Annotated in this window: 10 protein-coding genes and 1 pseudogene; 3 read left to right on the top strand and 8 right to left on the bottom strand. The window is 67.2% G+C overall.

The window, feature by feature from the left end:
• Positions 1-37: 37 nt before the first annotated feature.
• The 5 genes and pseudogenes from ACY5J6_RS10925 to ACY5J6_RS10945 form a co-directional block, all read right to left on the bottom strand.
• Positions 38-202 (bottom strand): type II toxin-antitoxin system HicA family toxin, encoded by a 165-nt coding sequence (locus tag ACY5J6_RS10925; RefSeq protein ID WP_462845145.1) that lies wholly within the window; start codon positions 200-202, stop codon positions 38-40.
• Positions 186-448, bottom strand: a pseudogene (locus ACY5J6_RS10930) (type II toxin-antitoxin system HicB family antitoxin). Before ACY5J6_RS10930 ends, ACY5J6_RS10925 begins: the two are co-directional and overlap by 17 nt.
• Before the next feature lies 1 nt (position 449).
• Positions 450-989 (bottom strand): N-acetyltransferase, encoded by a 540-nt coding sequence (locus ACY5J6_RS10935; protein ID WP_054638056.1) that lies wholly within the window; start codon positions 987-989, stop codon positions 450-452.
• The gene (argH, locus tag ACY5J6_RS10940; protein WP_462845147.1) at positions 982-2,370 is read right to left on the bottom strand and encodes an argininosuccinate lyase; all 1,389 of its coding nucleotides are present in this window, start codon (positions 2,368-2,370) and stop codon (positions 982-984) included. Before argH ends, ACY5J6_RS10935 begins: the two co-directional genes overlap by 8 nt.
• Positions 2,360-3,562, bottom strand: a complete 1,203-nt coding sequence (locus ACY5J6_RS10945; RefSeq protein ID WP_462845149.1) for an argininosuccinate synthase — start codon at positions 3,560-3,562, stop codon at positions 2,360-2,362. Before ACY5J6_RS10945 ends, argH begins: the two co-directional genes overlap by 11 nt.
• A 250-nt stretch (positions 3,563-3,812) precedes the next feature.
• On the opposite strand from ACY5J6_RS10945, the gene ACY5J6_RS10950 reads away from it, so the two are divergent.
• The 3 genes from ACY5J6_RS10950 to ACY5J6_RS10960 are packed head-to-tail and all read left to right on the top strand — an operon-like array spanning position 3,813 to position 7,125.
• A complete protein-coding gene (locus ACY5J6_RS10950; RefSeq protein WP_462845151.1) occupies positions 3,813-5,252 on the top strand; it encodes a hypothetical protein in 1,440 nt (479 codons plus the stop codon).
• A 10-nt stretch (positions 5,253-5,262) separates the two neighbouring features.
• Positions 5,263-6,684, top strand: a complete 1,422-nt coding sequence (locus ACY5J6_RS10955) for a S8 family serine peptidase (protein WP_462845153.1) — start codon at positions 5,263-5,265, stop codon at positions 6,682-6,684.
• A 54-nt stretch (positions 6,685-6,738) separates the two neighbouring features.
• The gene (locus tag ACY5J6_RS10960; RefSeq protein ID WP_462845155.1) at positions 6,739-7,125 is read left to right on the top strand and encodes a hypothetical protein; all 387 of its coding nucleotides are present in this window, start codon (positions 6,739-6,741) and stop codon (positions 7,123-7,125) included.
• Here the strand turns inward: ACY5J6_RS10960 and lpdA are convergent.
• The 3 genes from lpdA to ACY5J6_RS10975 are packed head-to-tail and all read right to left on the bottom strand — an operon-like array spanning position 7,122 to position 12,391.
• A complete protein-coding gene (lpdA, locus tag ACY5J6_RS10965; protein WP_462845157.1) occupies positions 7,122-8,489 on the bottom strand; it encodes a dihydrolipoyl dehydrogenase in 1,368 nt (455 codons plus the stop codon). The two genes, ACY5J6_RS10960 and lpdA, sit on opposite strands and share 4 nt — an antisense overlap.
• A gap of 1 nt (position 8,490) precedes the next feature.
• Complete coding sequence (odhB, locus tag ACY5J6_RS10970) at positions 8,491-9,705, bottom strand: 2-oxoglutarate dehydrogenase complex dihydrolipoyllysine-residue succinyltransferase (RefSeq protein ID WP_462845159.1); 1,215 nt, start codon at positions 9,703-9,705, stop codon at positions 8,491-8,493.
• Positions 9,706-9,715: 10 nt separating this feature from the next.
• Complete coding sequence (locus ACY5J6_RS10975; protein WP_462845161.1) at positions 9,716-12,391, bottom strand: 2-oxoglutarate dehydrogenase E1 component; 2,676 nt, start codon at positions 12,389-12,391, stop codon at positions 9,716-9,718.
• Between the last annotated feature and the right edge of the window lie 57 nt (positions 12,392-12,448).

Consider the following 12,448-nt stretch of genomic DNA (forward strand, 5'->3'; position numbering starts at 1 on the left):
TCCTCCTCCTCTATCCCCGCTTGCCTCAGGATGCGCTTTAGTCCACACCCATCTCCCCTCGGTGGGGATTGGGCAAGACCAGGCGGACGGACCCCCGCACCCTGAACGGGTGCCTGCCCCCCGTGTAGGGCCCGGAAAACCCCAAGGCCTTAAGCCTGGCCACGAGCTCCCTCCGGGAAACGGGCCTAAGCCGCCTCGCCATGGGGTAGCTCAACGCGGACTTCGCCCAAGGGCGGGGGGTCTCACCCCGGGAGAGCAGAAAGAGAAGCCAGTCCTCAAGGGCCGCCTGCAGGTTGGCCTCGCACTCCTTTAAGCTCTTCCCCGTGGCCCAGACCCCGGGGAGGTCGGGGATCTCCCCATAATAGGGCTCCTCATCAGCGATGAGCTCGTAGCGGGCCCGGGCCATGGCCTCCTCCAGGTAGCGGGTCAGGGTGCCCATCCCGTCCATTCTAGCCCCCGGAAGCCCCCGGGGAAAACTCCTTGATGACGGCGATCTCCCGGCAGTTCTCGTAGAAGGGGCAGGCGTTGCACTCGCTCCAGACCTTGGGGGGAAGGGCCTCCCGGCTCGTGACCCGGTAGCCGAGCCTGCGGAAGAAGTTCACCTGGAGGGTCCAGGCGAAGACCCGGGGAAGCCCCAGGTCCCGCGCCTCCCGCTCCGCCCCCAAAACGAGCCAGCGGCCCAGGCCCTGGCCCTGCCTTGCGGGGTGGACGGCGAGGCCCCGGATCTCGGCGAGGTCCCGCCAGAGGACATGGAGGGCCACGGTGCCCACGATCTGGCCGTCCTCGTCCTCGAGGACCCAGAAGTCCCGGATGTTCTCGTAGAGGTGGCTGTGGCTCCGCACCAGCATCAGGCCCTTCTCCGCCCAGTAGCGGATGAGCCAGTAGATGGCGTCCACGTCGCTTAGCCGCGCCTTGCGGAGCTCTAAGGCGGCCTCTCCCCGCACCTCGGGCAGGGCCACCGTGGCCAGGGGAAGACCCGTCTCAGTCAAGGCCCACCTCCTTCTTGGCCTCCCAAAGCCTTTCCCGCACCGCCTCCGGGGCCGTCCCCCCGAAGGAGCGGCGCCTATGAATGGCCGTCTCCAGCCGGAGGAGGGGGAGGGCGTCCTCGGCGAAGAGGGGGTGGTGGGCCTGGAGTTCTTCCAGGGTGAGGTCCTTGAGGGCCCGCCCCTCCTCCACAAGCCTTCGCACGAGCCTCCCCACCACGTGGTGGGCCTCCCGGAAGGGAAGCCCCTTCTCCGCCAGGTAGTCGGCGAGCTCCGTGGCCAGGGCAAAGCCCTCCTCCGCCGCCCGCCACATCCGCTCCCGCTTCCACCTAAGCCCCGGGAGCATGGCGGTAAGGAGTTTGAGGCTATCCCGGTAGGTGGCGAGGGCGTCCAAAAGGGGCTCCTTGTCCTCCTGGAGGTCCTTGTTGTAGGCGAGGGGAAGCCCCTTCACCACCGCCGAAAGCCCCACCAAGGCCCCGAGGACCCTCCCCGCCTTGGCGCGGATGAGCTCCAGGATGTCCGGGTTCTTCTTCTGGGGCATGATGGAAGACCCGGTGGCGAAGGCGTCGGGAATCTCCACGAAGCCGAACTCCTCGGTGCTAAAGAGGATGAGCTCCTCGGCGAGGCGGGAGAGGTTTAGCTGGCCGATGTTTAGGGCGGAGAGGACCTCCAGGGCGAAGTCCCGGGAGGCCACCGCGTCCAGGGAGTTCCGCATGGGGGCCTTGAAGCCAAGCTCCCTGGCGGTGAAGTGGCGGTCTATGGGGAAGCCCGTCCCCGCGAGGGCGGCCGCCCCCAGGGGGCTTTTGTTGAGGCGTTCTTTGGCGTCCTCCAGGCGCCCTGCGTCCCGCTTAAGCATCTCGTAGTAGGCGAGGAACCAGTGGGCAAGGAGCACGGGCTGGGCCCGTTGCAGGTGGGTGTAGCCGGGGAGAACGTAGGGGGGGTTTAGGTGCCTTTCCGCCTCCCGCACCAGGACCCGCCGGAGCTCTAGAAGGAGGGCCAGGAGCTCGTCTATAGCCCCCCGCAGGAAAAGCCTCAGGTCCGTGGCCACCTGGTCGTTGCGGCTACGGGCGGTGTGGAGCTTGCCCCCCGGGGGGCCAATGAGCTCGGTGAGGCGGGCCTCGAGGTTCATGTGGACGTCCTCCAGCTCCTCCCGCCAGGGAAAGGTGCCCGCCTGGATCTCCTCCTCTATCCGGTCCAGGCCCTGAAGGATGGCCCTAAGCTCCTCCTCGGTGAGGAGGCCCACGGCGTGGAGCATGCGGGCGTGGACCCGGTTCTGCCAGAGGTCCTCCCGCCACAAAGCCCGGTCAAAGGGGAGGGAGGCGTTGAAGCGGGCCGCGAGGGCATCCGGCCCCTCCCCGAAGCGCCCCCCCCAGGTCCTATGCGCCATGGCCCTCCCTCTCCACAAGGGCCCTCACCCGGAGACGCAGGGCCTGGATCTTGATGAAGCCCTCGGCGTCCTTCTGGTCGTAGCCCCCTGCCTCGTCAAAGGAGACCAGGTCCTTGCGGTAGAGGCTTTTGGGCGCCTTCCTTCCCACCACGTAGACGTTCCCCTTGTAGAGCTTGAGCCGGGCCACGCCGGTGACGTTCTTCGCCACGTGGTCAAAGTAGGCCTGGAGGGCCTCCCGCTCGGGAGCGTACCAGAAGCCGTAGTAGACGAGCTCGGCGTACTTGGGGGAGAGCAGGTCCCTTTGGTGGAGGACCTCGCGGTCCAGGGTGAGGCTTTCCACCGCCCGCCGGGCGTGGTAGAGGATCGTCCCCCCCGGGGTCTCGTAGACCCCCCGGGACTTCATGCCCACGAAGCGGTTCTCCACGATGTCCACCCGGCCCACCCCGTGCCGCCCCCCGAGCTCGTTAAGTTTTTGCAACAGGGCCGCCGGGGAGAGCCTCTCCCCGTTCACCGCCACGGGGTCGCCCTGGAAAAACTCCACCTCCACGTACTCCGGGGCGTCGGGAGCCTCCTCGGGGTCTTGGGTCATGCGGAACATCCCCTTGGGGGGCTCGGCCCAGGGGTCCTCGAGGACCCCCCCCTCGTAGGAAATATGCAAGAGGTTGGCGTCCATGGAGTAGGGCTTCTCCTGGGTCACGGGAACGGGGATGCCGTGGGCCTCGGCGTAGGCGATCATCTCCTGGCGCCCCTGGAAGCTCCACTCCCGCCAGGGGGCGATGACCCGGATATCGGGCTTCAGGGCGTAGGCGGTGAGCTCAAAGCGCACCTGGTCGTTCCCCTTCCCCGTGGCCCCGTGGGCGATGGCCTCCGCCCCCTCCTCCTCGGCAATCCGCACCAGGTGCTTGGCGATCAAAGGCCTCGCGATGGAAGTGCCGAGGAGGTAGTAGCCCTCGTACACCGCACCAGCCCGCATCATGGGGAAGACGAAGTCGCGGACGAACTCCTCCTTGAGGTCTAAGGCGATGGCCTTGGAGGCCCCGGTCCTCAAGGCCTTCTCCCGGGCCTCCTCCACCTCCTCCCCCTGGCCGATGTCCGCGGTGAAGGCAATGACCTCGGCCCCATAGGTCTCCTTGAGCCACTTGAGGATGATGCTGGTATCCAGTCCGCCGGAGTAGGCCAAGACGATCTTCATGTCTCTCCCAGTCTACCCCCTCGAGGGGGCGTGCATAAGTATACAACCCCGTTCCCTTGACGGGAAAGGTGTGCAACTTTTAGGATTGCGGACGAAACTGAGCGAGGTCGGCATGAAAAAGCGTTGGCCAGCCATTCTCGGACTCCTAGGGTTTACCCTGTGGGCCTGCACGCCCCCACCCCCCCAAAACCTCCAAGGCCAAGTTTTCACCAGCCCAAGCGCAGGCGGCCAGCCCGTCCATGGGGCTAAGGTGGTGGTGAAGGTGGGGAACCAGAGCGTCCAGACCACCACGGGCCTAGACGGAAGCTTCACCGTGAGCATCCCCGGAAGCGCCCAGACCTTTACCTTGACCGTCATCCCCCCCGCAGGCCAGGGGATGGCGGCCCTTACCTACGAGGCAGTACCCATGGCCGCCTACAAATCCCCTTACGGCGCCGCCTCGGAGTTGAACATCTATCTACCCACCTCATCCTCCAAGACTCTCCCAGGCTACCCTGCCCGCACGGGGTACGTGGCGGGAACGGTGACCCTAAACGGCAACCCGGTGGCGAGCGCCACGCCCAGAAGCCCCTCCCAGCTTTTTGACCCGCCCCAACCTTGCGAGGACGGACTCGTCATCTTCGGGGGCTTCCGCACCGTGACCACGGACGGAAGCGGCCAGTACCAGATCCCCGTAACCTCCACCAACAACCTCTACGCCGCCTCGGGAAGCCTCTGGGCGGGGAACTACACGGGAACCGACACGGGGAACTGCAACACCGCCACCGAGTACTACTGGAGCCAGTTCCAGTACATCCCCGAGGTACGGGTCTACCTGAACGGCTCCACCACCGCTCAAAACGTGGATCTGGAGGCCTTTGAACCCGGGACCAACCCGAACCGGGTTGCCACCCTCCAGGTAACCCATGACTACTCCGGCCTCTCCGAATTCAACTTCGACCTCAGCGATCCCAACTGGAACGCTTTCGCTGTAAGCGTTCCCTCCTTTGTCCACGCTATCCACTCGGGAGAGGTGGAACTCGGGCAATATTACTACCTTGGGCAAACCACCAAGACGGTCCGGGTGTACAAGATCCCTTCTGGAAGCACCGCCCAGCAGATCGCCTTCCTCCACACGGCCCTGCGGCTGGATCCGAATACCTACCAGCTGAAAGGTTTTTCCCAGGTTTACCAGTGGCAGGATGGCACCACCCTTAGCCAAAACCTCACCGCCGCTTTCCTGGACACCCCCAAGCTCCAAGTGGGCGATGGGGCCAGCCTAGGGGCCAACCCCACCCTTTCCTGGAACCCCGTGAACGGGGCCAAGGTCTACGTGGTCTCGGTGTACGATGACCAAGGCGCCCTTGTCTGGGCCGGCTTCACCCCCAACACCTCCATCACTGTCCCCGCGACTTTGCAGAGCGGAGCCACCTACTTCTGGGACGTTTACACCGACGACCAGACGGAGACACTGGACTATATCGGCACGGACCCCGCCGCCCTTCAGGCCCGGCTTTACCTGGAGCTGGAGCGCTACCCACGCTTGCGGCATCTACAAGCCTCTTCGGCTAACCGTTACCGGGGCGAGCTGGCCCAGGTCTTCCGGGAAAACCTTGGCTACCTTCCCGGCCCCCAGGCCGCCTACCAGAACCTCTTACAAAACGGCTACCGGGAGAGCCTGAGCGAAACCCGCTCCTTCACCGTCCAGTAAGGAGGAAGCTATGCGCTGGAAGAACCTGTTTTTCCTCGCTTTTCTTCTTGCCGCTTGTGGCCAGAACCCGCAAACCCAGGCCCCTTCCCCCGGGCCCAGGCTGACCGCCATCGGGGGCGAGCCAGCAGTGGCTGGGGAGATCCTGGTCAAGTACAAGCCCGGCCTCCGGCCCCAAAGCCTGGCCCCTTTAGGGGAGAGCCTGGCCGTGCAAAGCCTTTCCGACCCCGCTTGGGGAAGCCTGGTGCGGGTGAAGGTCCCCGAGGGCCAAGAGGAGGCCTACATCCAGGCCTACAGCACACGCCCTGAGGTGGAGTATGCGGAGCCCAACTACTGGGTGGCGAACCCTGCCCGGGAGGTCCTCACCACCCTAAGCCTTCCCCAAAAGCCCCAGGCCCTAAGGCCCCAGACCTACTCGCAGAACGTCACCGACCCCTACTTCACCAGCGTCCCACCGGGGGACCCCCTAGCGGCCACCGGAGCGGACGGCACCCCCTACACCAACGTCCCCTACCTCTGGGGTATCCACCGCATCCGGGTCCCTGAGGTCTGGGACCAGGGCTACCGGGGCCAAGGCGTGGTGGTAGCGGTGGTGGATGAGGGAGTAGACCTCGCCCACCCCGACCTCGAGGCCAACCTCTGGACCAACCCCAACCCCAACAGCGCCGCCTGCCCGGGCCTTCACGGCTATGATTTCGTGGACGACGACCCCGACCCCTCTGACTCCGGCGGCCACGGCACCCACGTGGCGGGCACCATCGCCGCTGCGGCCAACGGGCAGGGCGTGGTGGGCGTGGCCCCCGAGGCCAGGATCATGGCCCTACGGGGCTTGGGCTACTTCGGCGGCACCAACTACATGCTGGTGCGGGCCCTGAAGTACGCCGCCGACTGCGGGGCCAAGGTGGTGAACAACTCCTGGGGTTCCGGGGGGCGGAGCAGGGCTTACCTGGATGTACTACAGTACGGTACGGGCAAGGGGGTCATCTACGTCTTCTCCGCTGGGAACTCCTACCGCTCCGGCAACCGGCCTTCCTATCCGGTGAGCTACAGCACCCTCCTTCCCGGGGTCATCGGCGTGGGAGCTAGCAGCAACGACAACCGCCGAGCAGGCTTCTCCAATGCTGGTCCCTACGTGACCCTGGTGGCACCGGGAGCCGCCATCCTCTCCACCGTCCCCGTGGCCCAGAACCCCGGTGATCCCTACGCCTTCTTGGGAGGCACCTCCATGGCCGCCCCCCACGTGACCGGGGTGGTGGCCCTGCTCCTTTCCGCCAAGCCGGACGCCGCTCCAGAAGCCATTCGCCTGGCTTTGGAGCAGGGGGCCAATGCCAAGCTGACCGCTCAGGCCGCCAAACCGGACTACGCCGCCGGGGGGCAGTACGGCTACGGCCTGGTGGACGCCAAGGCCAGCCTGGACATTTTGCTAGGTCAGTAGAGCTGCCGGCCAGGTCCCCGGGCCCACCCGGGGACCTTCGCATGGAAGGAAGCCATGGAACGTAAAGTCGGCCTGTTCGTGCTCTTCCTCTTGGGCCTCGCCCTGGGCCAGGCCCCCATCCCCCGGCCCAGACCCCCAGAGGAACCCAAACCCACCTGGGTCTTGCGGGTAGGGGCCACCAAAACCGGCGCGCCCTTACCTGGGGTCTTGGTCCTGCTCCAAGAGGTCTCCCCAAACCGCCTGCCCATCCGGCAAAGCCTGCCTCGCCTCACAAACCCCCAGGGCTGGGTAGAGCTCCCCTTAGAGGCGCCCCCCGAACGGTACCTTCTCCTCCTCTACAGCAAGGAGGAAAACCTCAAGGTCCAGGCACCTTTGGCGGTTCTCCTGGGCACCTGGAGCCTGGGCCCCTACTGCTTCACCCTGACCCTAACGACCCCCTAAAGGTGAATCGGCCGCTCCCACGCCGCCAGGGCGGCCTCCTTGAGGACCTCGGAAAGGGAGGGGTGGGCGTGGGGGGCGCGGCCTACGTCCTCGGCGCTCGCCTTGAAGAAGAGGGCCAGGGCGGCCTCGGCCAGGACGTCCCCCACCCGGGCCCCGATCCCGTGGACCCCGAGGATGCGGTCCGTCTTGGCGTGGGCCAGGACCTTGATAAACCCCTCCGTCTCCCCCATGGCCCGGGCGCGGCCCGAGGCGGAGTAAGGGAACTTCCCCACCTTGTAGGGGATGCCCTTCTCCTTGAGCTCCTCCTCGGTGTAGCCCACGGCGGCGATCTCGGGGTGGGTGTAGACCACGCTGGGGATGGCCTGGTAGTCCACGTGGCCGAAGCCCCGCGCCATGTGCTCCACGGCGGCGATCCCCTCCTCGCTCGCCTTGTGGGCGAGCATGGGACCCCGCACCACGTCCCCGATGGCGTAGATGTGGGGAACGCGGGTCCTCAGGTGCTCGTCCACGGGGATCCGGCCTCTTTCGTCGGTGGCAAGCCCAGCGTTTTCCAAGGCCAGCCCCTCGGTGTAGGGCCTCCGGCCCACGGCCACGAGGACCCGGTCCGCCTCCAAGACCTCGCCTCCCTCAAGCTCCACCCGGGCCCCCTTGGCCTCAGGCACCACGGCGGTGACCCGCACCCCGGTGCGGATCGTGAGGCCCTGCTTCCTAAAGACCCTCTCCGCCGCCCGGGAGACCTCGAGGTCCATGGTGGGGAGGATGCGGTCCATGTACTCTAGAACGACGACCTCCGCCCCCAGGCGGTGCCAGACCACCCCGAGCTCCAGGCCCACCACCCCGCCCCCCACCACGATGAGCCTCTTCGGCACCTCGGGGAAGGAAAGGGCCTCGGTGGAGGTCACCACCCGCTCGTAGTCCACCTGGGCCCACGGGGGGATGAGGGGGGCGCTTCCCGTGGCGATGAGGATGTAGCGGGCCTCCAGCTCCTCCCCCGCCTCCTCCACCAAAACCTTGCGCTCGGAGAGGAAGCGGGCCGTGCCCTGGTGGCGGGCGATGCCGTTCTTTTTGAAGAGGAACGCCACCCCTTGGGTGTTGGCCTGGACCACCTTGTCCTTGTGGGCCATGAGGGCGGGAAGGTCCAGCTCCACCCCCTTCACCTTGGCCCCGAGGAGGCCCTTCTTGGCCTCGTGGATGCGCTCAGTGGTCTCCAAAAGGGCCTTGGAGGGGATGCACCCCACCCTGAGGCAGGTCCCCCCTAGGGCCTTCTCCTTCTCCACCACCCCCACCTTCATCCCGAGCTGGGCCGCGCGGATGGCGGCCACGTACCCCCCGGGCCCGGCGCCGATCACCAGGAGGTCGTACACGCTACACCTCCAGAAGGAGCCGCGCCGGGTTCTCCACGAGCTCTTTCACCCGGCGGAGGAAGGTGACCGCCTCCCGCCCGTCCACGATGCGGTGGTCGTAGGAGAGGGCCAGGTACATCATGGGCCTTATGACCACCTGGCCGTCCCGGACCACGGGGCGCTCCTGGATGGCGTGCATGCCCAGGATCCCCACCTGGGGCGGGTTGAGAAGGGGGGTGGAGTTCAGGGAGCCGTAGATCCCCCCGTTGGTGATGGTGAAGGTGCCCCCCATGAGCTCCTCGGGCCTGAGCTTCTTGGTGCGGGCCCTTTCGGCAAAATCGGCGATCTTCCGCTCGATCTCGGCGAAGGAGAGGCGGTCGGCGTCGCGGATCACGGGGACCACCAGGCCCTCGCCCCCGCCCACGGCGATGCCGATGTCGTAGTAGCGGTGGTAGACGATGTGGCCCTCCCGGATCTCGGCGTTGAGCTCGGGGATCTCCTTGAGGGCCTGGACCACGGCCTTGACGAAGAAGCTCATGAAGCCGAGCTTCACCCCGTACTTTTTCTGGAAGGCCTCGCCGAACTCCTTCCTGAGGGCGATCACCGCCGACATGTCCGCCTCGTTGAAGGTGGTGAGCATGGCCGTGGTCTGGCGGGCCAGGAGGAGCCTCTCGGCGATGCGGCGGCGCAGGGGGGTCATAGGGACCACCTCGTCCACCCGCCAGGGCTTGTCGGCGGGAGGCTGCGTGGGGGCGGAGGGCGGGGGCGCGGGGCGGGAGGGGGGAGGAGGCGGCGGGGCCTCCTGGGGCTTAGCGGGGGTCCTTTCCTCCAGGTGGCGCATCACGTCCTCCTTGAGGATCCGCCCGCCTAGGCCCGTCCCCTGGACCTCCGCCGGGGAGAGGCCCTTTTCCTGCATGAGGCGCTCCGCGGCGGGCATGGCCAAAGGCTCCGGGGCGGGCTCCTTTTGGGCCTCGGCGGGCGCCTGGGGCGTGGCCTCCGCCCTCCCCTCCTCCAGGAGGGCGATGGCCTCCCCCACCCGGGCGGTCTCCCCGGTCCTCTTCAGGATCTGCTTCAGGGTCCCAGGGAAGGGGGCGGGGAGCTCCAAGGTGGCCTTGTCGGTGATGAGTTCCACCAAGGGCTCGTCCGCCCGGAAGGCCTCCCCTTCCCCCTTCAGCCAAGCGCCGATCTCCACTTCCACGATGCTTTCGCCCACGGAGGGCACCTTGAGTTCTTGCACGGCTGCCTCCTTACCTGAACGCTTCCTCCAGAAGCTCCTCCTGCTCCAGCTTGTGGACCTTGGAGGAGCCCACGGCGGGGCTCGGGGACTCGGGCCGGGCCACCACGGTGAAGGGGTGGCCGTAGATCTCCCCGCAGAAGCGGGCGGAGAGGTACCACCAGGCTCCCTGGTTCACCGGCTCCTCCTGCACAAAGACCACGGGCACCTTCTTGGGGTAGGCGCCGAGGGCCTCCCGAAGCTCGGCCTCGGGGAAGGGGTAGAGGAGCTCCAGCCTCAGGATGGCCACGTCCTCCGCCTGAAGCTCCCGCCGCTTCTGCAGGAGCTCGTAGTAGACCTTGCCCGAGGTGAGGAGGACCTTCCTCGCCCCCTTGACCCTTTCGGGGATCACCTTCTGGAAGCGCCCCTCCGCGAGCTCCTCCAGGGTGGAAACCACCTCGGGGTGGCGGAGGAGGCTTTTGGGGGTCATGACGACGAGGGGTTTGCGGATCTTCCGCTTCGCCTGGCGGCGGAGGAGGTGGAAGAACTGGGCGGGGGTGGTGGGGTAGGCCACCTGGAGGTTGTCCTTGGCGCCAAGCTGCAGGAAGCGCTCCAGCCTCGCCGAGGAGTGCTCGGGGCCTTGGCCCTCCAGCCCGTGGGGCAGGAGGAGGACGAGGCCCGAGAGGCGGTTCCACTTGGCCTCGGCGCTGGCCAGGAACTGGTCGATGTAGACCTGGGCCGCGTTGACGAAGTCCCCGAACTGAGCTTCCCAGAGGACGAGCCCCTCGGGGTAGTCCAGGCTGTACCCGTACTCAAACCCCAAGACCCCGGCCTCGGAAAGGGGGGAGTTGTGGATCTCCACCTCCGCTTGGCCCTCCGCCAGGTGCTGGAGGGGGATGTAGGGCCTTCCGGTCTGGTAATCGTAGAGGGCGGCGTGGCGCTGGGTGAAGGTGCCCCGGAGGGCGTCCTGCCCCGTGAGGCGCACCCTATGCCCCTCCACCGCCAAGGTGGCGAAGGCCAGGGCTTCGGCCGTGGCCCAGTCCACAGGACGCTTCTCCTCGGCCATCTCCAGGCGGGCCTCGAGGAAGCGCTTGAGCTTGGGGTGGACCTGGAAGCCCTCAGGGGGCGTGGCCAGGCGCACCAGGAGGTTCTTCAGGGGCTCCTTGGACACCCGGGTGTCCGCCTCGGGCACCCGGTGGTCGGGCCCGCCCACGTACCCCTGCCAGAAGCCGGAAAGCCCGTGGGGCACCACGGGTCCGGGCTCGGCCTTCACCCGGGCGAACTCGCTCTCCAGCCGCTCCAGGTAAGCCTCCTGCCAGGCCTTGAGCTCCGCCTCGGAGACCACCCCTTCCGCCAGAAGGCCCTCGGCGTAGACCCGCCAGGGCTCAGGGCGCCTGGCGATGAGGGCGTACATGTCCGGCTGGGTAAAGGTGGGCTCGTCCGTCTCGTTGTGCCCCCGGCGGCGGTAGCCCACGAGGTCAATGACCACGTCCTTGCCGTAGCGGCTCCGGTACTCCAAGGCGAGGGCGAGGACGAAGAGGAGCTCGTCCAGGGCCTCGGCGTTCACGTGGAAGATGGGGGCCCCCACCATCTTGGCGATGTCCGTGGGGTAGCGGCAGGAGGTGTACTCCGAGGGCAGGGTGGTGAAGCCCAGCTGGTTGTTGGCCACCACGTGGAGGGTGCCCCCCACCTGGTAGCCGGGAAGCTGGGAGAGGTTCAGGGTCTCCTGGACGATGCCCTCGCCGATGAAGGCCGAGTCCCCGTGGACCAGGATGGCCAGGCCCCGCCTCCTCTCCCGGTCCCCGAAGCGGTCCTGTTTGGCGCGAAGCCGCCCCAGGGTCACGGGGTTCACGAACTCCAGGTGGCTCGGGTTGAAGTTGAGGGAGACGTGGACCGGGCCGAAGGGGGTCTCCTGGTCGCTGGAGAAGCCCAGGTGGTACTTCACGTCTCCCGCGTAGCCCTCGGGGAAGATCTCCTCAAACTCGCGGAAGATGCGCTCAAAGGGCTTCCCCACCACGTGGGCCAGGACGTTGAGCCGGCCCCGGTGGGCCATGCCCAGGACCACCTCCCGCACCCCGTGCTTGGCCGCTTCCCAGACCGCCTCCTTAAGGAGGGGGATGAGGCTTTCCAGGCCCTCCACGCTGAAGGTCTTCGCCCCCAGGTACTTGCGCTGGAGGAAGGCCTCAAAGAGGCTGGCCTGCATGAGGCTTTCCAGGACCCGCCTGCGCACCTCGGGGGCGGGCTTGGGCCAGGGGGCCTCCACGCGGGAAAGGAGCCATTCCCTCTCCTCGGGCTCCACGTGGGCCAGCTCAAAGCCCACAGGGCCCAGGTAGGTGGCCTCCAGGCGCTCGAGGAGGGCCCCCAAGGTAGGCGCGCCGAAGAGGGGAGGAAGGGGCTTCCTTAGGTCCTCCGGGGAGAGGCCGTGGGCCTCGAGGGTAAGGGCCTTGGGCCTGGGCCTTCCCCGGCCCAAGGGATCGGTCCGAGCCGCCAGGTGCCCAAGCTCCCGGTAGGCCTGGCGCAAGGCCTCCACCCTGAGGAGAAAGGCCACATCCACCGCCTGGGCCGGGGAAGGGGGCGGTTCTCGTCGCCCGTCCTCGAGGGAGAGGGCGGAAAAGTAGCGCCGCCACTCCTCCGGCAGGGCAAAGGGGTCCTCCAGGTAGGTCCGGTAGAGGGCCTCCAGGTAGCCTTGGCTTTCCAGCGTGAGCTCCATGCCTCGCCTCCAAGGGGGTATACCCCTCCATCTACGCTACACCAAAAACCGGTGTAG

Source organism: Thermus sp. H19.2, assembly GCF_054979525.1.